Origin of the sequence: Burkholderia sp. TSV86, from assembly GCF_001522865.1 — a bacterium.
Classification (GTDB): domain Bacteria; phylum Pseudomonadota; class Gammaproteobacteria; order Burkholderiales; family Burkholderiaceae; genus Burkholderia.
Genome location: NZ_LOWB01000075.1, coordinates 75901 through 101265, shown reverse-complemented (window position 1 = coordinate 101265; position 25365 = coordinate 75901). Strand labels below are relative to the sequence as shown.

Here is a 25365-nt window from a genome sequence, read left to right as displayed (position 1 = left end):
GTCCAGTGTCCACTACCATGAACGACATCGACGAATCGATCAAGGACTGCTTGATCATCGGCTTTCATGACCCGAGCTTCTCCGATTTCGTAGAGATGATGCGCGGTACGGGAGAAGATACGGGTGCGTTCCGCGACTTGAACCTGACGTTCACCGAAGTGGGAGGCGTGCCGTTACGCTGTCTCGATTTGATCAATCACTTGATGACCGAAGCCGGGATGCCGCCCGATACGCCCTATGAGAATTGCGATTTCGTCTGGCCGGTCGTCCTGTACCTCGGTTCTTTTCTCCACCGCCGAGGGTTCTCATTCGATTATGTGAGCCTGTTCCATCGCGAGAAGGATGAACTGCCCGAACGCTTCGAAGGCAAGCGTTTTCGCAGCGTGGTCATCACGACGACGGTATATGTGTCGCCGCAGCCGATCATCGAAATCGTCGAATATCTGCGCTCGATCGGCATCGACGCGCCGATCATCATCGGGGGGCCGTATATCTCGAACCAGCACAAGGTCATGTCGGAGGATGAACTGTCGCTGCTCTTCAATTTCATCGGCGGCGATGTCTATGTCATCAGTTCGGAAGGCGAAACGGCGCTTGCGAAAATCATCGCGCGGCTGAAGGCCGGCGAGAGTCTCGACGGAATCCCGAACATCGCTGTGCCGGGCGCAGACGGAGCAGCATTCGATTTTCATCCGTTAGAAACCGAACGCAATGAATTGCACGACGAGCCGATCGACTATTCGCTGTTCGGGCCGGAGGCAATCGGCCGTTTTGTGTCGTTGCGCACCGCCAAGTCGTGCCCGTTCAACTGCAATTTCTGCGGTTTTCCGCAGCGTGCGGGCAATTACGTCTATACGGACCTCGATTACGTCGAGCGGGAACTCGATGCGATCGCGGAGCTTGGTACCGTGTCGACGCTCACATTTCTCGACGATACGTTCAATGTGCCGAAGGGCCGTTTCAAATCGATCCTGCGTCTGATGATCGATCGCGGCTATGGGTTTCGCTGGAATTCGTTTTACCGCTCCGATCACGGTGACGCCGAGACGATCGAACTGATGGCCGCTTCCGGTTGCGAGGGCGTGTTTCTAGGCATCGAATCCGGCTGCGATCGTATCCTCGAGTTGATGAACAAGGCGGCGAGAAAGAAGCACTACGGAGCCGCCATCGACAAATTCCGGGAAGTCGGCATCACGACCTACGGCTCGTTCATTATCGGCTTTCCCGGCGAGACGCGCGATTCGGTGTTCGAAACGATGGAATTCATCGAGACGCACGCGCCGACTTTCTATCGCGCCCAGCTCTTTTATCTCGACCCGGCTACGCCGGTGTGGCGCGATCGCGAGAAGCTCGGCGTCGTCGGCGGTGGTTTCGAGTGGCAGCATCCGACGATGGACAACCATGAAGCCAGCGCGCTGATCGAGCATATGTTCCTGACGATCCGGAATTCGGTGTGGTGTCCTCAGAACGGTTTCGAGGATTGGAGCATCTATTATTTGATGCGCCACGGCTTCTCGCGCGACGACGTCATATCGTTCGTGCGAGGCTTCAACGAGCTGGTCGGGATGAAATTCGTGACGCCGGATAATCCATCGGTGCGTGACGACGTGATGGCGAGATTGCGCAACATCGCGATTGCGGCGCGCCGGCGATATCTGGCCGAGCCGAACATGCCGATGCCCATGCCAAGGCCGCGTACTGCACCTTCACGCGCGAAGGTGCTGCCCATTCTGCCGCGATGAACGCGACGTGGAGCAAGACGATGACGACTCCGGAAACAAGCAGCCCTGTTCAATCGGCGGAGCTGATCGCGCAGGCGCTGTTGCAGATCGTGTCGGACGTGTTGAAGCGTGCGGAAGTGTCGAGCGGCGAGGATTTGTTCGCGACATACGGCATGCAGTCGCTGACAGCGCTGCGTGTCGTGGTGGCCACGCGTGCGCGGAATATCGGATTGTCGATCGGTGATTTGTATTTGCATCGAACCATCGATGCGGTTGCGCGGCACTTGGCGAGCGTATCCGCGAGTACGCCGCGCGCGTGAGCAGAGACGGGCGGCGGTGCCCGCCACGACTCGGCGGCATACTCCCCGGTTCTTCCGCGAGACGACGCAGCCGCGCCGCTTGACGGTGCGGCAGGTAAGGGGCGAGCCGTGCGTCGCACGGCTTTGCGAGCGGCTGTCCAAGCATATTGGGCGCGGCGCCTGCGCATGCGTAAAATGACCGGCACTTCATTGTCCGCACGCGTTTTCATGCCGCTCCCGACCATTCCCACCGCTCCATTTTGCCCGGCCGAAGTCAAAGGCAGCATCGTCGTCGATGCACGGGTTTCGCGCGTCGCGAAGCTGCGCCGCTTTGCCGGTCCCGGCCTGCTGGTCGCGATCGGCTATATGGACCCCGGCAACTGGGCGACCGATATCCAGGCAGGCTCGCAATTCGGCTATGCGTTGCTGTGGGTCGTCGTGTTTTCGAGCCTCGCTGCAATCTTCCTGCAAATGCTCGCCGCGCGGCTGGGGCTTGCCGCCGGCCGCGATCTCGCGCAAGCGAGCTATGAGCGCTACGGCCCGCTCGGGCGTGTCGTTCAATGGATCGCGGCCGAAGTATCGATCATCGCGTGCGATATCGCTGAAGTGCTCGGCTGCGCGCTCGCGTTCAAGCTGCTGTTGGGCGTGCCGCTCGCATGGGGTATCGTGCTGACCGCGCTCGACACGATGATCGTGCTCGGCCTGCAAGGCAAGGGCTTTCGGCAGATCGAGGCAATCGTCCTCGGCTTGATCGGCACGATGGCGTTTTGCTTCGTCGCGCAAGTGGCGATGGTGCCGCCGGACTGGCGGGCGGTGCTGCACGGGCTCGCGCCGGGCGATCCGGGCCACGCCCGCAAGGACGCGATCCTGCTTGCGCTCGGCATCGTCGGCGCGACGATCATGCCGCACAATCTATATCTGCACTCGTCGGTCGTGCAGACGCGGCGCGTCGTCGGTGGCGCGGGCGACGGCGTGCGGGACACGCTCGCGATGGTGCGCATCGATACCTGCGTGTCGCTGTTCGTCGCGATGCTCGTCAACGCGGCGATTCTGATTCTCGCGGGCGCCGCATTCCACACGGCGGGCCAGACCAATGTTACCGATATCGAGCAGGCGTACAAGCTGATCACGCCGCTTGTCGGCGGCGGTGCCGCAGTGCTGTTCGGCATCGCGCTGCTGGCTTCCGGCCAGAGTTCGACATTGACCGGCACGATCGCCGGTCAGGTCATCATGGACGGCTTTCTGCACGTAAAAATTCCGTGCTATCAACGTCGCTTGATTACGCGCGGGCTCGCGCTCGTGCCTGCGCTCGTCGGCGTGTTGTGGCTCGGAGACGGCGCGGTCGGACAACTGCTGGTGTGGAGCCAGGTGTTGCTGAGCCTGCAATTGCCGTTCGCGATGTGGCCGCTGATTCGCTCGGTCAGCGACCAGCGCGTGATGAACGGCCATGCGATCGGCGGGTTCGCCCGGAGCGCCGCGTGGGCGTTGTTCGCGGTGATTGGCGGGACGAACCTGCTGCTCATTTTTTATTCGTAAGTGCGGCAGCCGGTTCGCCGCACGCGTCGCCGTCGTGGTAGCGCGTCCAGCCAAGCCAGGTGAGCCGAGCGCTTAGACTTGCGCAAGCGCTTGATCGAGGTCGGCGAGCAGATCGTCAATGTGCTCGATGCCGATCGACAGCCGAACGGTTTCTTCCTTCACGCCCGCTTTGGCCAACTCGTCGGGTGAGAGTTGACGATGGGTCGTCGATGCGGGATGCGTGGCGAGCGATTTCGCGTCCCCGATATTGACGAGCCGCGTGAACAGCTTCAGCGCGTCCTGGAACGCCGCGCCGGCCGCGCGGCCGCCTTTCACGCCGAACGTCAGGATACCTGGCCCGCGGCCCGACAGATAGCGCTCGACAAGCGGATGGTCGCGATGATTCGGCAGTCCGGAATAATCGACCCATTCGACCTTACTGTGCGCCGCGAGATGCTGCGCAATTTTCAGCGCATTGTCGCTGATGCGCTCGATGCGCAGCGCAAGCGTTTCGATGCCTTGCAGGATCTGAAACGCATTGAACGGGGAGATCGCCGCGCCGGTATTGCGCAGCGGCACGACGCGTGCGCGGCCGATGTAAGCGGCTTCACCGAAAGCATCGGTATAGACCACGCCGTGATAGCTGACATCCGGTTCGTTCAGCCGCTTGAAGCGCTCGGCGTGCTTGGCCCACGGGAAGCGGCCCGAATCGACGATCGCGCCGCCCAGGCTCGTGCCGTGACCGCCGAGGTACTTGGTCAGCGAATGGACGACAATGTCCGCGCCATGCTCGAACGGCCGCTGCAGATAGGGCGTCGGCACGGTGTTGTCGACGATCAGCGGCACGCCGTGACGATGCGCGAGTTCGGCGAGCGCGGCGATGTCGGTGATGTTGCCGAGCGGGTTGCCGACGGATTCGGCGAAGATCGCCTTCGTGCGCGAATCGATTAGCGCTTCGAACGAAGCGGGATTGCGCGGATCGGCGAACCGGGCCGTGATGCCGTATTGCGGCAGCGTATGCGCGAACAGGTTATAGGTGCCGCCGTACAGCGTGCTTGCCGAGACGATGTTGTCGCCTGCTTCTGCGATCGTGAGAATCGAATAGGTGACGGCCGCTTGCCCCGATGCGAGCGCGAGCGCGCCAATGCCGCCTTCGAGCGCCGCGACGCGCGCTTCGAGCACGCCGTTCGTCGGATTCATGATGCGCGAATAGATGTTGCCTTCGACTTTCAGGTCGAACAGATCGGCGCCGTGCTGAGTGTCGTCGAACGCGAACGCGACAGTCTGATAGATCGGCACCGCAGCCGCGCGAGTCGTGGGATCGGGGCGGTAGCCGCCGTGCACGGCAATCGTTTCGAGACGCCAATCGGCAGCAGATGCGGGTTCGGCCATGAAGGGCTCCGGTCGATCAATCGGATGAAATGAAGCGTGCGTGAAAGTGTCGCTCGATTATATGAGCCGTATCACCATGCCTTTAGCTCGTTTGGTGACAAGCTTATGCGTGATTGCCTGCGTTCGAGTCTTGCGGCGAGCCGGCATCGCGCGCGTCGTGAAATTCAATTCGGCACCAATGCCGCGGGGCGGGGCGGAACAATTGGCGCTGGCTTATCAAAGGGGCGAAGAGTCAAAGGGGCGCCACCGTTCGCGTAGCGAATGCCGCATTTTTGCAATCGCACGATCGTTGCGGCAAATCGCCGCAAGAGAACACTGGGTGATCGTATGTGCCTGTCACGTTGAGCGCGCGTGCATACTGCGGCTGAGCTTGTGTCAGAGGCATCATGGCGTGCGCGCCGGCATACGCATTCGGTTGATCGGTGATTCGCTCCATTGGCTCGGAATGCCGTCAGCGAGTTTTGATTGCCTCGTTGCGCACCGTGATCGTGTACGCAAACGCAAACCGCCCGAGTACCGCATTTGCAATCGCTTCAAACTCGGCGTCGGCGAGCGCCACTTCCAATGCGACGCCACCTCTGACCAGATCGCTGTGCGCGCTGACGCAAGCGCCCTCGATGCCTGCGTCGGCCAGCGCCGCATGCAACGCATCGATCGTTTCCCGGCGCTTGAGCTCCGGCTTGAAAATCTTGCCGACGGCCGTGATCGGCAGCGCTTCGACGATGTGAATCCGTTTCGGCTGTGCGGCACGCTCGCCGATCGTTGCGCACGCGAAGCGCATCAGTTCGTCCTCGGTCGCGGCGGCGCCAGGCTTGAGCTGCACGTAGGCAACGGGCAGCTCGCCCGCGTGGGCGTCCGGGCGCCCGATGGCGGCGGCGATCTGCACGGCGGGATGGCGATGCAGCACTTCCTCGATTACCGCCGGATCGATGTTATGCCCGCCGCGAATGATCAGTTCCTTTTTGCGCCCCGCCAGCCAGAAATAGCCGTCGGCATCGCGCCGGCCCAGATCACCGGTGTTGAGCCAGCGTGCGCCGTCGCCGAGATCAAGCCAGAGCCCGCGGTTCTGTTCGGGATCCGTATAGCCGGCGAATACGTTCGGCCCCGAGATCACGAGCACGCCGATTTCGTCGGTCGAGCAGTCCCGCACGTATTGGCCAGCATCGTCGACGATCACGGTCTTCATCGCTTGCCCGGGAATCCGCAGTCCAATCGAGCCGATCTTGCGTTCGCCCAGTGGCGGATTCACGCTGCTTACGCAAGCGCCTTCGGTCAGCCCGTAACCCTCCAGAATGCGTACCCCCGTGCGTTCCTGAAATTTTCGAAAGACTTCGACGGGCATTGGCGCGGCGCCGCATAACGCATATTCGAGCGAGCGCAGGTCGTGACCGTCGATCGGCACGTCGAGTAGCGCTGCATAGAGCGTCGGCACGCCGCTGAAAAAGTTGATCCGATGATGCTCGACGATATCCCAGAAACGCGCGACGACGCCGTCGCCGCGGTAGCCTTGCGGCGTGCCGAGTATTGCATGGGCGCCGCGCGAGAACGGCAGCAGACCGGTGACGAATACGGCGTTGACATGAAACAGCGGCAGGCCGCAAAAAACGGTTTTGCCTGGACCGATGTCGGCGCCGAGAAACTGGCTTGCGCTCCAAGTGTTGCTGACTTCGTTGCGATGGCGGTGCATCGCGATCTTGGGCAGACCGGTGGTGCCGCCCGTGCAGAAATATGACGATAAGTCATCCGAATCGAATGTGCGGCCGCTGACGAGCGCCGTGCCGGATTCGCGTTGGATTGCCTGCCGGAAATCGTGAACGTCGACGTGCGCAGGCACGGCGCGGCGGATCGCCCGCCGCGCGCCGCCGGGGCCGTGCAGGCGCGTGCACTCGCGCCGTTGCAGCATGTGCGCGGCGACGCCACGCAGCCCGTGAACGTGGTCGGCGAGATTGACCAGCACCAGGTGGCGCAGCGACGCAACACGGTCGAGCACCGGCTGGATTTTCTGCCATAGATCGACGCCGGGGAAGGGCGCGAGCGTCACCAGCACGCTCGCGCCCGACGCGTTCAGCAACGCGGCGATCGCATCGCGCTCGAGCAGCGGATTGATCGCGCAGACGATGCCGGCGGCCTCGCCGCCCCAGATGACGAAATGCGTTTCGGGCAGGTTTGGCAATACATATGCGACGACGTGATCGCGGCCGATGCCGAGCCGGGTGAACAGGTTCGCGGTGCGTGTGATGTCGCGCAACAGTTCTTGATATGTCCAGCGCTCGACGTCGCGGTGGTTTTGCGCGCGCAGGAAGAACGACAGCGCGGGTGCGGACGGATCGATTGCCGCACCGCGGCAAATCATTTCATAGGTGCTCGCCGGCAGATCCGACGGCCAGGCTTGCGATTCGATTGCAGCGACATCTGCTTCGGTGGCGATCCCTTTCATGTGGCCTCGTCGACGACAGAGTTGCGCTCAGTGCCGGGATCGAGAGGCCGGCCGCTCCTGACGATCTGCGACTCCACGACTTCGCCTGCTTGTTGCTTAGAGCGCCCGAAGGTGCGTGTGTGGGCGGATTGGCGAGTGTCCTAGCAGGACCATACACGAGATTGGCCACTGAAGCTTGATCGAAAGGTTCGCAGTAGACGGCCGAACCGCCGTCAGACGGGAGGCGGCGCGAGCCGGCCTTGGCGTTGCGGCAAATCTCGCCGGCCCCGTGCGCGGAACGGGACTGCATCGTTCGATGCGAGCAATCCAATGTGTAATCCTCAACACACAGATACGCGTGGTGGCGTCGCATACTCGAAGCGGACTCCATGCAGCACGGAACGTCACTGAACGGACCGGCAGAGAGAGGGCGGGATGGATAAGGGCTTGGAGCAGGATCGCATCAATCAGGCAGCATGGCGCAGTTCCAGTTCGCTGCGCGCGTATGGGAACGCATCGGGCTGGACCGATCCCGGCGAGGCGGCGGCGTTCGAATGGTTGGCCCAGCGGGTGGACGGCGGACCGATTCTCGATGTCGGCGTGGGCGGCGGGCGCACCGTGCCGCTGTTGAAGACGCTTGGTGACGACTATATTGCCGTCGATTACACAAGCGAGCTGGTCGACGTTTGCCGGCGCAATCATCCGGATACGCGTGTCTATTTGATGGATGCACGTGATCTATCTGCGTTCGCGGACGGCAGCTTTTCGCTCGTCGTATTCAGCTACAACGGCATCGACGCGGTGGATCACGACGGCCGCGTATCGGTGCTGAACGAATTTGCGCGCGTGCTGAAACCGGGCGGTCTTATGTGGTTCTCGACGCACAATCTCGCCGGGCCGAGCTACCGGGAGGGGCCTGCGCAGTTGATTCGGTGGCCGCGGCGTTCGGCCAATCCGCTGGTCACGGCGATCGATGCGGCAAGAATCGTCTATACGGTGCCGATCAGCACGTTGAATTACTGGCGCAATTCGCGTTTGAATCAGGAATTCGACGGATATGCGCGGCGCGTGTGCGCGGCGCATAAGTTTGGAATTCTCGTCACCTACACCGATTTCGCTACTCAGCGGCGGCAATTGGACGCAGCGGGCTTTCATCTGCAAGCCGCATTTGGTAGTTCAACGGGCAGGCAGTTGCGGGACGATCAGGATTTGAGCGGCGAAGCATGGTTCCATTTCATCGCGAGCAAGCGGGGCACGTAGCGGCAGGACGTGTAGGGTGCGTGGCCGGCGCGGCGCGGACGTTCGATGAATGAACGGGCGCGTGGCGGTTTGCGGTTCGAACGCGTGTATTTTGCGCGTGTGCCGTGCCGTGCGGCGCCGCGCAGTGACGCACCCGTGAATCGCGTTGGCCGCGGCGTTGGCCTGCGGTGCGCTACCGGGGTTGTCGGTCCTTGCGGCCGGATTGTGCCGAAAGCTTGCGCCACAGCGTCGTCTTGCTGATGCCGAGCATCGCGCAAGCGCGGTCGCGGTCGCCGCCGCACGCGTCGAGTACCGCGCGGATTTCGTCGGCTTCCGCGCGGCGGCGGCGTTGCGTGAGCGTTAAAGGCGGCGCTGCGCGGAAGCCGACGGCTTCGCCGAGGTCGTTGTCGTGTGCATCGGCGGTGCGGATCGCGGCCGTGGCGTTGGTTTTCGGCGCTGCGCAATCGTCCGGCGTGCTCCGTGTGCCCGACAGCACTTCCGGCGCGATCGCGCGCAACGTGTCGGGGCTGACGCGCCAGTCTGCGTCGGCGCCGCCTGCATCGGCCAGTTCCACCGCAATCCGCTCGATCACGTTTTGCAGCTCGCGCACGTTGCCCGGCCACTGGTGACGCATCAACGCGTCGTTCGCCGGCGCGAGCGCGCGCGCGGCATCTTCGGCATCGCGCAGCTGCCCGCCGATGCGCGGTTCGCGCTGCGCGGCCTGGGCGAGCAGCGTCGCGGCGAGCGCGGGAATGTCGCTCGCGCGCTCGCGCAGCGGCGGCAGCCCGATATTCAGGATGTTCAGCCGGTAGTACAGATCGGCGCGGAACGTGCCCGCCTCGACTGCGGCAAGCAGCGGCCGATGCGTTGCCGCGACGACGCGGATGTCGATCGGCACCGGTTCGGTCGACCCCACGCGCACCACTTCGCGCTCCTGCAGCACGCGCAGCAGCCGGCTTTGCAGCGACGGCGGCATTTCGCCGATTTCATCGAGAAACAGCGTGCCGCGATGCGCGGCCTCGAAAAGCCCCGCCTTGCCGCCGCGCCGCGCGCCCGTGAACGCGCCTTCGTCGTAGCCGAACAGCTCGCTTTCGAGCAGCGCCTCCGGAAACGCGCCGCAATTTACCGCGACGAACGGATATTTGCGGCGCGCGGATAGCGCATGCAGGCTCTGCGCGATCATCTCCTTGCCGGTGCCGCTTTCGCCGAGGATCAGCACGGTCGCGTCCGATTTCGCGTAGCGGCGTGCGAGGTCGCGCGCGCGCGCGATTTCGCGCGACGCGCCGACGATATCGTCGAGCCGGTAGCGCGCGGTGAACTGCCGGCCGTGCTGCTGCGTGCGCAGGGTGCGGTCGAGCCGCTCCACCGCGCGCGATTCCTGGAACGTCAGCACGCTGCCGGGCGCGCGGCCGCCGATGCCGGTCGCTAGCGGCCCGCGATGAACCACGTAGCGCACGCCGCGCACGGTCGCGAGCGTGTCGCCGTCGGCCGCGCGCAGCGTGCGCAGCTCAGGCGTGAGTTCGGACAGCGCGCGGCCGACGGCGGCCGCCGGTTCGACGCCGAGCGCGCTCGCGAGCCGCTCGTTGATCGCCTCCACGCGCCCGTCGCCGTCGAGCGCGACGACGCCGTCGCGCAGATGCTGGAGCAGATTGTCGAGCCGCTGGCGGCGCAGCGCTTCGCTGTGCGTGGCGTGCGCGACTTCGAGCGCGGTGTCCACGGCCGCGCGCACTGACGCGTGCGAGTACAGAAACACCGCGCCCATTCCGACGCTCGCGGCGAGATCGGTGACGAGCCCCGGCCCCACCACCGTCTCGATGCCGCGCTCGCGCAGCTCAAGCACGCGCAGGCGCGCTTCGTGCGCGGTCTGGTACGACGCGAACGCAACGTCGAGCTCATACGCGGCGGCGAGGCTGCGCACCTCGGCCGGTGCGTCGCCGTGGCTGACGAACGCGATGCGGGCCGCGTCGCGTCGTGCGCGGGCGAGCGCGTGCATCACATCGAAGCCGGTCGGATTGACGAGCACGACGGGCACGCGCACGCGCGTTTTCAGATATGTGCCGTTCGAGCCCGCGGCGACGATCGCGTCGGGCCGCTCGGCGCCTGCGGTCGCGAGCGCGGTGATTGCTTCCTCGTAGCCGCGCGCGACGATGCGCAGGTCGGCGCGTTCGTCGTACTCGTCGGCGATGTCGCGAAACAGCGCGCGCAGCCGGCTGATGCCGACTGCCCAGATGCGCGGGCGCACGCCCGTGTCGGTCGCAAAGAGGCTCATCGGGGCGGGGCGGCGCTCGGGCGCGCCGGACGAAGTGAAGACCGTGCCATTATCGCGCGATGATTGCAAATATGGAATTTTGATTTCGAAACTGAAATCATCGGCGTCGAGCGCCGAACCGGGAATGAGTGCAGAATCAGCACGTTAGCGCGAGGCGGGTAAGCTGGCCCAGTCTTTGCTGAATAGCGGCCATCTTTCAGGAGGAGTCGATGAGCAACCCACAACCTACCAGCGCGGGCGCGAAGTTCCGCGCGGCCGTCGCGGCCGAGCAGCCGCTGCAAGTGGTCGGCGCGATCACCGCGTATGCCGCGAAGATGGCCGAGGCGGTCGGTTTCAAGGCGGTTTATCTGTCGGGCGGCGGCGTTGCCGCGAATTCGCTGGGCATTCCCGATCTGGGCATCAGCACGATGGACGACGTGCTGATCGACGCGAACCGGATCACCAACGCGACCAGCCTGCCGCTGCTCGTCGATATCGATACGGGCTGGGGCGGCGCGTTCAATATCGCGCGCACGATCCGCTCGTTCATCAAGGCGGGCGTCGCGGCCGTGCATCTGGAGGATCAGGTCGGGCAGAAGCGCTGCGGCCACCGGCCCGGCAAGGAATGCGTGCCGGCCGGCGAGATGGTCGATCGGATCAAGGCGGCCGTCGACGCACGCACCGACGACGGCTTCGTCATCATGGCGCGCACCGACGCGGCCGCGGCCGAGGGGCTCGATTCGGCGATCGAGCGCGCGGTTGCCTATGTCGAGGCGGGCGCGGACATGATCTTCCCCGAGGCGATGAAGACGCTCGACGATTACCGGCGTTTCAAGGCGGCCGTCAAGGTGCCGATTCTCGCGAACCTGACCGAGTTCGGCTCGACGCCGTTCTTCACGACGGACGAACTCAAGAGCGCGAACGTCGACATCGCGCTTTATTGCTGTGGCGCCTACCGCGCGATGAACAAGGCCGCGCTGAACTTCTATGAAACGGTGCGCCGCGACGGCACGCAAAAAGCCGCGGTGCCGACGATGCAAACGCGCGCGGAACTCTACGATTATCTCGGCTATTACGCATACGAAGAGAAGCTCGACCGGCTCTTCAGCGAAGGCCGCAACTGAAGCGGCCCCCGGATTCAAGGATTCGAACCCCAGGAGAACGAACAATGAGCGAGACGAAAGAAGCAACGGCAACGAGCGCGGCGGGCGGTTTCAAGCCGAAGAAATCGGTCGCGCTGTCGGGCGTTGCGGCGGGCAACACCGCGCTGTGCACGGTCGGCAAGACTGGCAACGACCTGCATTACCGCGGATACGACATTCTCGATATCGCCGGCTCGAGCGAATTCGAGGAAATTGCACACCTGCTCGTGCATGAGACGCTGCCGAACGCGACCGAACTCGCCGCGTACAAGACCAAGCTGCGCGCGCTGCGCGGGCTGCCGGCGAACGTGAAGGCCGCGCTCGAATGGGTGCCCGCGTCCGCGCATCCGATGGACGTGATGCGCACCGGCGTGTCGGTGCTCGGCACCGTGCTGCCCGAGAAGGACGATCACAATCTGCCGGGCGCGCGCGATATCGCGGACCGGCTGATGGCATCGCTCGGCTCGATGCTGCTGTACTGGTATCACTATTCGCACAACGGCCGCCGGATCGAGACCGAAACCGACGACGATTCGATCGGCGGCCACTTTCTGCATCTGCTGCACGGCAAGGAGCCGTCGAAATCGTGGGTGGCGGCGATGCACGCGTCGCTGATCTTGTACGCGGAGCATGAATTCAACGCGTCGACGTTCACCGGCCGCGTGATCGCCGGTACGGGCTCGGACATTTATTCTGCGATCACCGGCGCGATCGGCGCGCTGCGCGGGCCGAAACACGGCGGCGCGAACGAAGTCGCCTACGAGATTCAAAGCCGCTACCGCACGCCCGACGAAGCAGAGGCCGATATTCGCCGCCGCGTCGAGAACAAGGAAGTGGTGATCGGCTTCGGCCACCCGGTCTACACGATCTCCGATCCGCGCAACAAGGTGATCAAGGAGATCGCGCGCAAGCTGTCGAAGGAGGCGGGCGACATGAAGCTGTTCAACATCGCCGAGCGGCTCGAATCGGTGATGTGGGACGCGAAGAAGATGTTCCCGAACCTCGACTGGTTCAGCGCCGTGTCATACCGGATGATGGGCGTGCCGACCGCGATGTTCACGCCGCTGTTCGTGATCGCGCGCACGTCCGGCTGGAGCGCGCATATCATCGAGCAGCGGATCGACAACAAGATCATCCGACCGAGCGCGAACTACACCGGCCCGGAAAACCTGAAATTCGTGCCGATCGAGAAACGCTGAGCGGGCCGGCGCGGCGCCAGGGCGCGATGCCCGCGCCGCGCGTTCGCCGGCGCGTTTGCCCGCGCGGCAGCGTTGCCGCCGGGCGCCGATCGTTACTTGTGTGTCCCCACGCCATGAATACTGCTTACCGCAAACCCCTGCCCGGTGCGTCGGTCGATTTCTTCGACGCGCGCGCCGCCGTCGACGCGATCCGCCCGGGCGCTTACGACACGCTGCCCTACACGTCGCGCGTGCTCGCCGAAAACCTCGTGCGGCGCTGTGATCCGGCGATCCTCGATGATTCGCTGCGCCAGCTCGTCGAGCGCAAGCGCGAGCGCGATTTTCCGTGGTATCCGGCGCGCGTCGTTTGCCACGACATTCTCGGCCAGACCGCGCTCGTCGATCTCGCGGGCCTGCGCGACGCAATTGCCGAACGCGGCGGCGATCCGGCGAAGGTCAATCCGGTCGTGCCCGTGCAATTGATCGTCGATCATTCGCTTGCGGTCGAATGCGGCGGCTTCGATCCGCACGCGTTCGCGAAGAACCGCGCGATCGAGGATCGCCGCAACGAAGATCGTTTCCATTTCATCGACTGGACCAAGCGCGCGTTCGAGAACGTCGATGTGATTCCGCCCGGCAACGGCATCATGCACCAGATCAATCTGGAGAAAATGTCGCCCGTGATTCAGCTGCACGACGGCGTCGCGTATCCGGACACCTGCGTCGGCACCGATAGCCACACGCCGCACGTCGATGCGCTCGGCGTGATCGCGATCGGCGTGGGCGGGCTGGAGGCGGAGAACGTGATGCTCGGCCGCGCGTCGTGGATGCGGCTGCCGGATATCGTCGGCGTCGAGCTGACCGGCAGGCGGCAGCCCGGCATCACCGCGACCGACATCGTGCTCGCGCTGACCGAGTTCCTGCGCCGCGAGAAGGTGGTCGGCGCGTATCTGGAATTTCGCGGCGACGGCGCGGCGAGCCTCACGCTCGGTGATCGCGCGACGATCTCGAACATGGCGCCCGAATACGGCGCGACGGCCGCGATGTTCTTCATCGACGGGCAGACGATCGATTATCTGCGCCTGACGGGGCGCAGCGACGAGCAGGTCAAACTCGTCGAAACCTATGCGAAGCAGGCGGGTCTGTGGGCCGATACGCTGCAACACGCGCAGTACGAGCGCACGCTGACGTTCGATCTGTCGTCGGTCGTGCGCAACATGGCCGGCCCGTCGAATCCGCACAAGCGGTTGCCGACGTCCGATCTCGCCGCGCGGGGTATTGCCGGCAAGTGGGAACAGAAGGCGGGCGAGATGCCGGACGGCGCGGTGATCATCGCTGCCATTACAAGCTGCACGAACACCAGTAACCCGCGCAACGTGATCGCCGCGGGCCTGCTCGCGCGCAACGCGAATGCGCGGGGCCTCGCGCGCAAGCCGTGGGTGAAGAGCTCGCTTGCGCCGGGCTCGAAGGCGGTGGAGCTGTATCTGAACGAGGCGAACCTGCTGCCGGAGCTGGAGAAGCTGGGTTTCGGCATCGTCGCGTTCGCATGCACGACGTGCAACGGGATGTCGGGCGCGCTCGATCCGAAGATCCAGCAGGAAATCGTCGAGCGCGATTTGTATGCGACCGCCGTGCTGTCGGGCAACCGCAACTTCGACGGCCGCATTCATCCGTATGCGAAGCAGGCGTTTCTCGCGTCGCCGCCGCTCGTCGTCGCGTATGCGATCGCGGGCACGATCCGCTTCGATATCGAGAAGGACGCGCTCGGCGTGGATCAGCATGGCAAGCCGGTGACGTTGAAGGACATCTGGCCGAGCGACGACGAAATCGACGCGATCGTTGCGTCGAGCGTGAAGCCCGAGCAATTCCGCCAGGTCTACGAACCGATGTTCGCGCGCCCCGCCCACGCAGGCGAGCGGGCTGCGCCGCTGTACGACTGGCGGCCGCGGAGCACGTACATTCGCCGCCCGCCATACTGGGAAGGCGCGCTCGCGGGCGAGCGCACGCTCAACGGCATGCGTGCGCTGGCCGTGCTCGGCGACAACATCACGACCGATCATCTGTCGCCGTCGAATGCGATCCTGCCGACCAGTGCGGCGGGCGAGTATCTTGCGAAGATGGGCGTGCCGGAGGAAGACTTCAATTCGTATGCGACGCATCGCGGCGATCACCTGACCGCGCAGCGCGCGACGTTCGCGAATCCGACGCTGAAAAACGAAATGGTGCGCGACGAGGCGGGCAACGTGAAGCCGGGGTCGCTTGCGCGGATCGAACCCGAAGGCCGCATCACGCGGATGTGGGAGGCGATCGAGACGTATATGGCGCGCAAGCAGCCGCTCGTCGTGATCGCGGGCGCGGATTATGGGCAAGGCTCGTCGCGCGACTGGGCGGCCAAGGGCGTGCGGCTCGCGGGTGTCGAGGCGATCGTCGCCGAGGGGTTCGAGCGGATTCACCGCACGAACCTGATCGGCATGGGCGTGCTGCCGCTCGAGTTCAAGCCGGGCACGAACCGCCTGACGCTCGGCATCGACGGCACCGAGACGTTCGACGTGATCGGCGAGCGCACGCCGCGCGCAACGCTGACGCTCGTGATTCACCGCAAGAACGGCGAACGTGTCGAGACGCCCGTGACGTGCCGGCTCGATACCGCCGAGGAAGTGTCGATCTACGAAGCGGGCGGCGTGCTGCAGCGTTTCGCGCAGGATTTCCTCGAATCGTCGAAGGCGGCTTGAACGCGCGGCGCGCGCCGGGCCGCGTGGTTTGACTCGGCGGGCGGCGTGGCGGTGCGGCAGCATAGGGCGTTAGGGGGCGGCCGGGTGCGCTCGGCCCGGCCGTTCCTCTGCCGCGGTGGCGCGCATCAGCGGACCGCCGGGCCGGGTCACGCCGCGCCGGCCCGGCATGCGGCGGCATGACGAAGCAGAACGGCCGGCGGCGCAGCGCGCACCGGCCGCTCGACACCATTCCCGTTATATCGGACCTACACGGATATCTATGGCTCACCTCCCTCAAATCCGGATTGCCGCGACGTACATGCGAGGCGGCACCAGCAAGGGCGTGTTCTTTCGCCTCGACGATCTGCCGCAGGCCGCGCGCGTGCCGGGCGCCGCGCGCGACGCGCTGCTGCTGCGCGTGATCGGCAGCCCCGATCCATACGGCAAGCAGATCGACGGGATGGGCGGCGCGACGTCGTCCACCAGCAAGACGGTGATCGTGTCGAAGAGCACGCGGCCCGATCACGATGTCGATTACCTGTTCGGGCAGGTGTCGATCGACAAGCCGTTCGTCGACTGGAGCGGCAATTGCGGCAACCTGTCGGCGGCGGTCGGGCCGTTCGCGATCAGCGGCGGGCTCGTCGATGCGGCGCGCGTGCCGCGTGACGGTATCGCGACGGTGCGGATCTGGCAGGCGAACATCGGCAAGACGATCGTCGCGCATGTGCCGGTGTCCAACGGCGCGGTGCAGGAAACGGGCGATTTCGAGCTTGACGGCGTGACGTTCCCGGCCGCCGAGGTACAGCTCGAGTTCGTCGACCCGGCCGCCGACGAAGACGGCGACGGCGGCGGCGCGATGTTCCCGACCGGCCATGTCGTCGACGATCTTGAGGTGCCGGGCGTCGGCACGCTGAAGGCGACGCTGATCAATGCGGGCATTCCTACGATCTTCGTCGACGCGGCCGCGATCGGCTACACCGGCACCGAGTTGCAGGACGCGATCAACGGCGACGCCGCCGCGCTCGCGAAATTCGAGACGATTCGCGCGCACGGCGCGCTGCGCATGGGGCTCATTAAGACGCTAGACGAAATCGCGACGCGCCAGCATACGCCGAAGGTCGCGTTCGTCGCGAAGCCGGCCGATTATGTTGCGTCGAGCGGCAAGCGCGTCGCGGCGGCGGAGATCGATTTGCTCGTGCGCGCGCTGTCGATGGGCAAGCTGCATCACGCGATGATGGGCACGGCGGCGGTCGCGATCGGCACCGCGGCGGCGATTCCGGGCACGCTCGTCAATCTGGCGGCAGGCGGCGGCGAGCGCCAGGCGGTGCGCTTCGGGCATCCGTCGGGCACGCTGCGCGTCGGCGCGCAGGCGCAGCAGGAAAACGGCGAATGGGTGGTGACCAAGGCGATCATGAGCCGCAGCGCGCGGGTGTTGATGGAGGGGTGGGTGCGGGTGCCGGGGGATTGATCGCGCGGTTAGGCTGTGCCGGCGCGGTTCGGTGGTGTGGATGGATAGATAGGGCAAACGTGGCACCAAGAGGCTCGCCGCGCGCTAGTGCGGCATTCCTGAGTCATTCCATTTACTTGACGGATCGCGGCAAATCGCGGCGATTCACGAAGCCTCGCGCGTCGGCGTCATGCCGTTTTCCCGGCACACGCCGGCCCAGCCGCGAGCGGGCCGCCACTACGCATTCTCCTCCACCGCCCCCGCCTCCCGCCCATCCCCGACCCGATTGATCGTCCCCTGCGCGACCGCGACGAGCCGCTCGTGGTCGCCGTCTATCACGAACACGTGACACTGGCAGGTCGCTTGATTCCGTCCCCGGTAAACCAGCTTCGCGCGCGCAATCAGCGTGCCGTTGACGGCCGGGCGCAGGTAATTGATCTTGTATTCCCCCGTCACGACACGCGGCCCGAGCGCGAGCGCGCCGGCGAATGTCAGCGCGTTATCGGCAAGGTAACTGATGACGCCGCCGTGAACGAAACCGTATTGCTGCCGGAGTTCTTCGCGAATCGGCAGGCGCAGCGACGCCTCGTCGCCGCCGATGTGCACGAGTTCGGTGCCGAGCAGCATGCTGAAGGGTTGCGCACGCAACGCGCCGCGCGCGTGATCCACGATGTCGGTCATCGATGCTCCTTCGCTCTCGATTGAGTCGAGCGGCCGATGCGGCAGGCCGCTGCCGCTATCCCGCCCTTTGCGCTCCACTCTAGGTATGGGATGGGCATTACGCAAGGAAATCGGGCGAAGAAATTCATCGCGGGATCGGGCCGGATTGCTCAAGTCCGCCGCCGAAATGCCGCTAAAGCCGACGCAGCTCCCTTCTTTTTTGGCTCCAACGGAAATTCATGATCAACAAAATCAAGCTCGCATCCGGTTTGCTCGGCGTGCTCGTCGTGTTCTGTCTATTCATGATGGCGATCGACGGGCTCGGCTTTTGGGCGCTGTCGTCGACGCGTCGCGGCGTCGACGATCTGTCCAGCGTCGCGATCCGGCAAATCGACGCCGCCAATCTGGCGACCCATTACATGCTCGACGCGCGCACGAATTTGTCGCGCGCGAGTACGCGGATGGTGCGCGGCGATCCGAAGCCCGCCGACATGCTTCGCCACGTGCGCGATCAGCTTGCGAACGCCGATCGCGCGTTCGCGGCGTTGACGGCCGAGCCGTCGATCGGCGCGGAGAACACGGCGCGCGCCGCAGCGCTTGTCGAGCGCTACCGGAAGTATCGCGCCGCGCTCGACGAACTGATTCAATATCTCGAAACGGACAACATGCAGGCGTTCCTCGATCAGCCGACGCAATCGATCCAAGATGCGTATTTCACCGAGCTGCGCACGTTCTCCGATTTCAGCGGCAAGGTCAGCAAGAATGCGTTCGGCCTGATCGATACGGGCATCGCGTGGTTCAACGCGGTCGGCGTCGCGTTGTTCGCCGCGATGCTCGCGTGCACGGCGGCGATCTACGTTGTGGCGCGGCGCGCGATCGTCGCGCCGCTGGCCGACGCGGGCAAGCATTTCGAGCGGATCGCGCGCGGCCGGCTCGATGAGCGGGTCATGCCGCGCGGCCTATACGAGATCGACCGGCTGATGCAGGGGCTTGCCGCGATGCAGGCGAGCGTTGCGGCGACGGTGCGCGCGGTGCGTGGCGCGTCGGACGCGATCCATATCGGCGCGGCCGAGATCGCGAGCGGCAATGCGGATTTGTCGGCGCGCACCGCGAGCCAGGCGGCGTCGCTCGAGGAGACGGCCGCGAGCATGGAGCAGTTGACCGCGACCGTGCGGCAGAACAGCGACGGCGCGCGCGCGGCGAGCGCGCTCGCCGACGAGGCGCTGCAGGCGACCCACGAAGGCCGAGCGATCGTCGACGACGTGATCGACAAGATGCGCGGAATCGCGCATAGCTCGGGCCGGATCGCGGAAATCATCGCGGTGATCGATGGGATCGCGTTTCAGACCAACATCCTCGCGCTGAACGCGGCGGTCGAGGCGGCGCGCGCGGGCGAGGAGGGGCGCGGCTTCGCGGTGGTCGCGGGCGAGGTGCGCGCGCTCGCGCAGCGCAGCGCGCAGTCGGCGAAGGAAATCAAGGTACTGATCGAGGAGTCGGTCGCGCAGATCAATGGCGGCTCGGAGCTTGTCGAGCGCGCGGGCGGTGCGATGCGCACGGTGTCCGCGTCGATCGAGCGGGTCGCGCAAACGATGACGGAAATCACGGCCGCGTCGGTCGAGCAGAGCGCGGGGATCGAGCAGGTCAATCAGGCTGTTACGCAGATGGATCAATTGACGCAGCAGAATGCCGCGCTGGTCGAGGAGGTTGCCGCGGCGGGCGGCGCGCTCAACGAGCAGACCGAGCAGTTGCAGCGATCGGTCGCGGTGTTCGAGTTGGGCGATACGCGCGCCGCGCAGGCTGTTGCGGGAGGCGAAGCGGCGCCGCCGCGGCTCGCGGCGGCGTAACGAGGGCTTAACGGGAGAGTAACGGCGGCCAAGCGCGGTGGCGCGATGCGCGTGTGCGTTGCGCGGCGGCTCAAGCGGGCGAGCCGCCGCTTGCCGCGGTTTCGGCACATGACACGCAACGCGTGGTGTGCTCCCGTTTGCGGCCGACGGTGCGTGGAGCTTCGTTGTGTCGCCGACGGCCGCGCTTGGCCGGCCGCGCCGTCGATCATCCACGAGCCGCGCTGCATCAGCGGTCGCAACAGGATGCCGCGACAGAAGGCGCGCGGCGCGCTGCTGTCCGAGGCAGGCGGCGCGCGCGGAGCCTTCGCGGTCCGGGGCGTCGGCCGTGCCTTGGTCGCCCGGTCAATCGCCCCAGGGTAACGCCGCGTAAGCGGTCGCGAGATGATAGGGCGTGGTCGACGGCATATCCGCGCGCGACACGTCGCCCTGCGCGGTCTTGCATTCGTGCCAGCCGCGCGGATGCAGGAAGCGCGTGCGAAAGCGCTCGGCCTGCTGCGCAAGCGCGTGCGGCCCGCTGCCGCCGTGCGTCGCGAGCGCGCGCAGATACTCCGTTTGCGCCCAGATCCGTTGCGTGCTGTCGATGCATGCGCCGTGCTCGTCAAGCGCCGCGCAGACGCCGCCCGTCTGCGGATCGACGCCATGCCGTTGCGCGAACGCATACGCGCGAGCAAGCGCGTCGGGCAGGCCCGTGGCCGCGAGCCGGGCGCCCGCCGCGCTGACCAGATAGAACCATTCGAATTGATGACCCGGCTCGAACCGGTTGTCCGCACTGCCGAGCGGCAGTTCCGCGACGCAGCCGGTGCGCGGCGCGACGAACGCGCGCTCGACCGCTTGCGCGGTGCGCAGCAGCGCTTCGTCGAATGCGGCGTCGCCGAAGGCGCGGCTCGCCGCGAGCCAGCCTTCGGTCAGGTGCATCAGCGGATTTTGCAGCGGCGCACCCGCCGTTTCGGCGAAATCCTCGCTGCGCGCGGCGTCGAGCAATGCGTCGCCACGCTGGCGCGCGAAGCGCTCGACGATCAGTGCCGCCGTGTGTTGCGCGATGTCACGTGCGTCGCGGTTGCCGAATGCCGCAAAGTACTCGGCGCATGCGAACACGACGAACGCGTGCGTATACAGATCCTTCGTCCGCTCGAGCGGCGCGCCTTGCGCGTCGACGCTGTAAAACCAGCCGCCGTGGCGCGGATCGCGGAAGTGGCGGCACAATGCGGCGAACAGCATGTGCGCATGCGCCGCATCGTTGGCGTGCGCGAACACGAAGAGCTGGCGGGCGCAGGCCATCGCGCGATACCGGGCGACGGGCAGCGGCGCATGCGTGTGCGGCGCGATGGCCTCGAACGGCAGTTGCAGCGCCGGATTGAAGCCGGGTCCGCGCCAGAGCGGCAAGACGATTTGCGCGAAATGATGGCGCAATTGCGCGGCTTGCCCGGAGGCAGAATCGGATATGGGCATGGCGGATGACGGCGCGGTTGACGACGGAAAAACGCGGCGGCCGCCGAGGCGGGCCGAGCGGCAAGGATAAAGCATGCGCCCGGCCGCCGTCGAAAAAAGGAGAGCGGAAAATGCAGAACAATCTCGAATTGATCATGCGGCTGATTCTCGCGGCGGGGCTGGGCAGCGTCATCGGCATCGAGCGCGGGCGGCTGTCGTGGGCGGCGGGGCTGCGCACGCACATGCTCGTTTGCGTCGGCTCGGCGCTCATCATGATTGTGTCCGCGTTCGGCTTTGCCGACGTGCTCGGGCGGCCGCACGTCGATCTCGATCCGTCGCGGATGGCCGCCCAGGTGGTGTCGGGGATCGGTTTTCTGGGGGCAGGATCAATTCTGCTGCGCGGCGAGATCGTCCGTGGCCTCACGACGGCCGCGAGCCTATGGTCGGTCGCGGCCGTCGGGCTGGCGGTCGGCGGCGGGCTGTATGTGGCGGCGATCGCGGCGACGGTCATCATCCTGATCATTCTCGCGGGCCTCAAGCCGCTCGAGCGCCGCTACCTCACCGTGCGTCAGCGCCGTCATCTGTCGCTGAGCGTCGAGCGCGGCGCGTTGACGCTCGCGTCGTTGCACGATGCGCTTGGCATCGACAGCGCGCGCGTCAAGCAATTCATCGTCCAGCAAAGCAGAGATTCGGCCGATCGCGACGATGTGACGATCGCGTTGAGCCGCGTATCGGACATCGAATACGAGAGCATTTGCAAGCGGTTGAGGCAATTGCCGGGCGTGAAGGGTTTTCGCGAGCGGCACGGCGTGTTGCAGGACGGATGATGCGTGCGGCTTGTCCGGCAGTGTGAATGCTGGTTGGAGAGCGGCGCGTAGCGGCATGCGGGGGCTCGCGCCGGCGGATGCCGGCTTCCTCGGCATGTGTGGCGGGCCCGCCGCAGTGCCGGCACCGTGGCATGAGACAATGCCGGCTCCCGACATTGTTCACAGATTTGTCCGGTGCGCATGCGGCGTGCTGCTGCTCGATCCATGACCGATTCCGCAACTTCTTCCCATATCCGCTCTTCCCGCTTGCCCCGTTCGTCCGCTGCGAAGCGGCCGCGTGCCGTGGCGGCTGACGGCCGCGCACCGTCGCGAGCGGCGGCCCTGGCCGCGCACGACGCGATGCCCGGCGACGCCGATCGCGACGATCGCACGCTCGATCTGTTCGGCGGCGCTCTTCCCGGCGCGAAGCCATTATTGGCGGCGCGCGAGGCGGCGCAGCCGGCGATGGCCGACGTGGACGAGCGGCAGCGCAGCTTCGAGGGTTTCGATTGGCCGGCCGGCGATGCGCGTGAAGCGGGCGGCGCGGACACCAATGCGGCGGTTCAGTGGCCCGCGCACGACGCGGATGGCAAGAATGGCGGCGGGACGGCTGACGGCGCGCGTGGCGACGTGACGGCCGCCAGCGCGCAAGCGGCGGCCGGTAGCGGCGGTGAGCTTGACCACCGCGCGTTGACGCCGCCGCAGCATGCCGCTGCTTCCGCCAGCGAACCGGCCGATGATCCACAGGCCGCGCAGGCTGCGGGAGCCTTGGCGGCGCATGCAGGCGATGCGGGCCGCGATGCACGCGCGGCGGCACGCGCTGACGCCGCGCGTGCCGCCGCCATGCCGGGCGAACGCGATCGAACATCGGCCAGCGTCGATCCGGCCGTACCGGGCGCTCGCGCCGAAGCGGACATGTCGTTGCATGCCGGCCGTCCGGCCATCGACACCGAAACTGCGGCGGCCGGCTCCGAATCCTCGGCGCGGCGGCAGACGGCTCCGGCGCCTCGCGCCAATCCAAAGCGCGCGAAGTCCGAGCCGAAATCGCCGGGACGAGGTGCGCCGGCAGCGGGCGCGTCGAAGCGGCGCGCGCCGGGCGCTTCGGCCAAACCGGAGCCCGCGATGCCGTCACCCGAATCACGGGCGGCAAGCGGCAACGCGGCGTGCGGCACCGCATCTGCATCCGCACCGCAGGTGGCCGGCGCAAGCCGGGCGGCCGCCGCTGCCGCATCGGCATCGCTGTCCGGCGATCAGACGTCGCCCGTCCGTGAGTCCGCGGCCACCGCTTGCGATCTGCCGGGGACGCCGCCGCCCTGCGCCGCCCCCGACAGCGTCGATATCGATACGCACATCCGCCCGCTCGCGGACAAGTTACGAGTGCTGCAGGCAGAAATCTTCGATATGCGCCGGGCGGCCGGCGCGGAGATGCGCCGCGTCAATCGCCTGCTGCTTGGGCTCGGCGTGATGGTGCTGTTTTCGATCGCCGGGCTGATCGTCCAATCGATGCAGGCTTCGCGGCTGCGCACCGAGGCCGTTGCATTGCAGCAACGGATCGACAGGCTCGTCGCCGAGCAGATGTCACAGCAGGCGAGCCTCGTCACGCTGTCGCAGCGCCTGGACGAGCAGGGCGAGCAGGTCGGTCGGCTGACGAACCATCTCGCTGGCGCGGCCAAGCCAGTCAAGCGGCCGTATCACGGACATTGAAAAGCGGGACGGATTTCGATGTTGCGACGCTGCAACGAGCAGATCTGAAAACACGCGCGAAACGCAGATCGCGTGGCGTAATTGCTGCGGCGCACTAGGCAAATCTAGGGAAAACACCTAGAATGATGGCTAAGGGAAAACCCTAGTCACTCGCTGCCAGGAGCCGCATATGAGCCTCATTTTCGCGCTGCTTCAAAAGATCGAAGATCTTTTCGCCTCCCCGCACCTGCCGCTCGATGCCGATTATTCGTACAAGGCCCGCCACGCTGAAGCCGAGCGTCAGCGCAAGTCGCAAGTCGCGCAATTCGGCTTGATTCGTCGCTAAAGCCGCCGCGCGGTACGGCGCGTGTTGGCCCGGCGCTTTGCCGGGCTCGCCAACACCGGCCCGGGAAAAGGGCTGCTCGATCGGGATGAGCGGTAGCGTCCGTGCCGTAGCGCGGTGCAATGAAACCGTCTGTCCGTCGATAAACGCCGCTTCGCGCCGGCGCACACGCCGACGCGATCTGTTCACCTCAGAGCACGGCATGGCGGTCCGGTACGTTAATGAACGCCGGATCGAGCGTCCGATCGGCTCGGCATCCCGTATTTCTGATCGATCCGCTTCCGGCATCCCCGATTCGCGTGATCGCACTTGGCCCGCTACACTGGGTAGTGTTTCCGCTCGTCCAAACAGGTGCGACATGCTCGAGATGCGCCCGATGACCCAGACGGAATTTCGCGAGTACCGGTTGCACGCGGCGCGCGGCTACGCGCAGGATTTGATCGCGTCCGGGCAGAGCACGGCGGAGGAAGCCGGCGCGCGCGCGCTGGCCTGCATCGACACGCTGTTGCCCGATGGCCTGCTGACCGACGATCAGACGCTGCTGACGCTAAGCGACCCCAGCGACCGCCTCGCGCTTGGCTATCTCTGGTATGGAGCGCTCACCGAAGGGCCGCATCGGTCGCTGTTCATCTACGATCTCGAAATCGATCCGGCTTATCGCCGTCAAGGCTGGGCCACACGCGTGCTACAGGCGCTTGAGGACGACGCGCGGCGATTGCGCGTGACCGAGATCGGCCTGTCGGTGTTCAATCACAACAGCGCGGCGTTCGCGCTGTATCGAGCGCTGGGCTTCACCGCGATGACGACGACGTTCGTCAAGCCGATCACGCTGGTTTAACTCCGAATCGCGCAGCGCGCGGCCCTGCTCATTCGCGAGACGGCTCCTTGAGCCGCTCGTCCCGCCTGCACGCCGACAGCGGCAATTGCCGTGCTTTGAGCACCTTCACGATGCGTTGTGTCCGTTTGCGGCTGACCACGGTCAGGCATGCGCATCCGTAGCCGCGGTAGCCGTTCGTCCGCACGTATTGATCGCCCGCCATGCCGGGAGCCAGTCCATGCCGTTGGCCTCGGGGCCGCCCATCATGCTGAGTGTCCATGAGCCGTTGCGGTCCGTCAGCCGTCAGTTTCCTGGCGTTGGATTTTCCAGCCAGCCGCAGCGGATTTCGGCCGCGCTCGTGCGCGGCAGGCAGAGCCCGGCGGCGATCGCCGCGAGCGTGAGGGCCGCATGAAGCGCGCGCCGCCATATGCGGGCGTCGCGGCGCGGACGGCACGCGGCATTGGCCATCGGGGGGG

18 protein-coding genes and 1 pseudogene are annotated in these 25365 nt (G+C 65.8%); 13 read left to right on the top strand and 6 right to left on the bottom strand.

The window, feature by feature from the left end; translation table 11 throughout:
• Nucleotides 1–5: 5 nt before the first annotated feature.
• The 3 genes from WS68_RS12585 (at nucleotide 6) to WS68_RS12575 (ending at nucleotide 3556) form a co-directional block, all read left to right on the top strand.
• Nucleotides 6–1742, top strand: coding sequence for a PhpK family radical SAM P-methyltransferase (locus WS68_RS12585; RefSeq protein ID WP_197419595.1), 1737 nt, complete (start codon nucleotides 6–8; stop codon nucleotides 1740–1742).
• A gap of 20 nt (nucleotides 1743–1762) precedes the next feature.
• A complete protein-coding gene (locus tag WS68_RS12580) occupies nucleotides 1763–2041 on the top strand; it encodes an acyl carrier protein (protein ID WP_197419594.1) in 279 nt (92 codons plus the stop codon).
• A gap of 207 nt (nucleotides 2042–2248) precedes the next feature.
• Nucleotides 2249–3556 (top strand): Nramp family divalent metal transporter, encoded by a 1308-nt coding sequence (locus tag WS68_RS12575; RefSeq protein ID WP_059571247.1) that lies wholly within the window; start codon nucleotides 2249–2251, stop codon nucleotides 3554–3556.
• A gap of 72 nt (nucleotides 3557–3628) precedes the next feature.
• Here WS68_RS12575 and WS68_RS12570 read toward each other — a convergent pair whose 3' ends face one another.
• Together WS68_RS12570 and WS68_RS12560 are read right to left on the bottom strand one after the other, a co-directional pair.
• Nucleotides 3629–4927: an O-acetylhomoserine aminocarboxypropyltransferase/cysteine synthase family protein gene (locus tag WS68_RS12570; RefSeq protein WP_059571123.1), complete on the bottom strand. Its 1299-nt coding sequence runs from the start codon at nucleotides 4925–4927 to the stop codon at nucleotides 3629–3631.
• Nucleotides 4928–5378: 451 nt separating this feature from the next.
• Nucleotides 5379–7364, bottom strand: a complete 1986-nt coding sequence (locus WS68_RS12560; protein WP_059571121.1) for an acyl-CoA synthetase — start codon at nucleotides 7362–7364, stop codon at nucleotides 5379–5381.
• Between the two features lie 414 nt (nucleotides 7365–7778).
• Here WS68_RS12560 and WS68_RS12555 point away from each other — a divergent pair, with 414 nt between their 5' ends.
• Nucleotides 7779–8603 (top strand): class I SAM-dependent methyltransferase, encoded by an 825-nt coding sequence (locus tag WS68_RS12555; protein WP_059571120.1) that lies wholly within the window; start codon nucleotides 7779–7781, stop codon nucleotides 8601–8603.
• A 172-nt stretch (nucleotides 8604–8775) separates the two neighbouring features.
• On the opposite strand, the gene prpR is transcribed toward WS68_RS12555, so the two are convergent.
• Nucleotides 8776–10851, bottom strand: coding sequence for a propionate catabolism operon regulatory protein PrpR (gene prpR, locus WS68_RS12550; RefSeq protein WP_059571246.1), 2076 nt, complete (start codon nucleotides 10849–10851; stop codon nucleotides 8776–8778).
• 209 nt (nucleotides 10852–11060) lie between these two features.
• Between prpR and prpB the strand changes: the two genes are divergently transcribed.
• The 4 genes from prpB to prpF all read left to right on the top strand — a co-directional run bounded on the left by prpB (nucleotide 11061) and on the right by prpF (nucleotide 17329).
• Complete coding sequence (prpB, locus tag WS68_RS12545) at nucleotides 11061–11954, top strand: methylisocitrate lyase (RefSeq protein WP_059571119.1); 894 nt, start codon at nucleotides 11061–11063, stop codon at nucleotides 11952–11954.
• 44 nt (nucleotides 11955–11998) lie between these two features.
• A complete protein-coding gene (prpC, locus tag WS68_RS12540; protein ID WP_059571118.1) occupies nucleotides 11999–13171 on the top strand; it encodes a bifunctional 2-methylcitrate synthase/citrate synthase in 1173 nt (390 codons plus the stop codon).
• A 113-nt stretch (nucleotides 13172–13284) separates the two neighbouring features.
• On the top strand, nucleotides 13285–15882 hold the full coding sequence (gene acnD / locus WS68_RS12535; protein WP_059571117.1) for a Fe/S-dependent 2-methylisocitrate dehydratase AcnD: 2598 nt from the start codon (nucleotides 13285–13287) through the stop codon (nucleotides 15880–15882).
• A 259-nt stretch (nucleotides 15883–16141) separates the two neighbouring features.
• Nucleotides 16142–17329: a 2-methylaconitate cis-trans isomerase PrpF gene (gene prpF, locus WS68_RS12530; RefSeq protein WP_059571116.1), complete on the top strand. Its 1188-nt coding sequence runs from the start codon at nucleotides 16142–16144 to the stop codon at nucleotides 17327–17329.
• A gap of 216 nt (nucleotides 17330–17545) precedes the next feature.
• On the opposite strand, the gene WS68_RS12525 is transcribed toward prpF, so the two are convergent.
• Nucleotides 17546–17989 carry a PaaI family thioesterase gene (locus tag WS68_RS12525; protein ID WP_059571245.1) on the bottom strand — a complete coding sequence of 148 codons (444 nt, stop codon included), beginning with the start codon at nucleotides 17987–17989 and terminating at the stop codon, nucleotides 17546–17548.
• A gap of 218 nt (nucleotides 17990–18207) precedes the next feature.
• On the opposite strand from WS68_RS12525, the gene WS68_RS12520 reads away from it, so the two are divergent.
• Complete coding sequence (locus tag WS68_RS12520; protein ID WP_059571115.1) at nucleotides 18208–19812, top strand: methyl-accepting chemotaxis protein; 1605 nt, start codon at nucleotides 18208–18210, stop codon at nucleotides 19810–19812.
• Between the two features lie 342 nt (nucleotides 19813–20154).
• Here the strand turns inward: WS68_RS12520 and WS68_RS12515 are convergent, their stop codons facing one another.
• Entirely contained in the window at nucleotides 20155–21261 is a 1107-nt protein-coding gene (locus WS68_RS12515) for an AGE family epimerase/isomerase (protein ID WP_059571114.1), read from the bottom strand.
• Between the two features lie 110 nt (nucleotides 21262–21371).
• On the opposite strand from WS68_RS12515, the gene WS68_RS12510 reads away from it, so the two are divergent.
• From WS68_RS12510 to WS68_RS12500, 4 genes are all read left to right on the top strand, one after another.
• Nucleotides 21372–22067 carry an MgtC/SapB family protein gene (locus WS68_RS12510; RefSeq protein ID WP_059571244.1) on the top strand — a complete coding sequence of 232 codons (696 nt, stop codon included), beginning with the start codon at nucleotides 21372–21374 and terminating at the stop codon, nucleotides 22065–22067.
• A 204-nt stretch (nucleotides 22068–22271) separates the two neighbouring features.
• Nucleotides 22272–23750, top strand: a complete 1479-nt coding sequence (locus WS68_RS12505) for a hypothetical protein (protein WP_156429484.1) — start codon at nucleotides 22272–22274, stop codon at nucleotides 23748–23750.
• A 169-nt stretch (nucleotides 23751–23919) separates the two neighbouring features.
• Complete coding sequence (locus tag WS68_RS28350) at nucleotides 23920–24075, top strand: hypothetical protein (protein ID WP_197419593.1); 156 nt, start codon at nucleotides 23920–23922, stop codon at nucleotides 24073–24075.
• Nucleotides 24076–24430: 355 nt separating this feature from the next.
• Nucleotides 24431–24910 carry a GNAT family N-acetyltransferase gene (locus WS68_RS12500; RefSeq protein ID WP_059571112.1) on the top strand — a complete coding sequence of 160 codons (480 nt, stop codon included), beginning with the start codon at nucleotides 24431–24433 and terminating at the stop codon, nucleotides 24908–24910.
• 28 nt (nucleotides 24911–24938) lie between these two features.
• Here the strand turns inward: WS68_RS12500 and WS68_RS12495 are convergent.
• A pseudogene (locus tag WS68_RS12495) lies at nucleotides 24939–25357 on the bottom strand (DUF4087 domain-containing protein).
• Nucleotides 25358–25365: the final 8 nt, after the last annotated feature.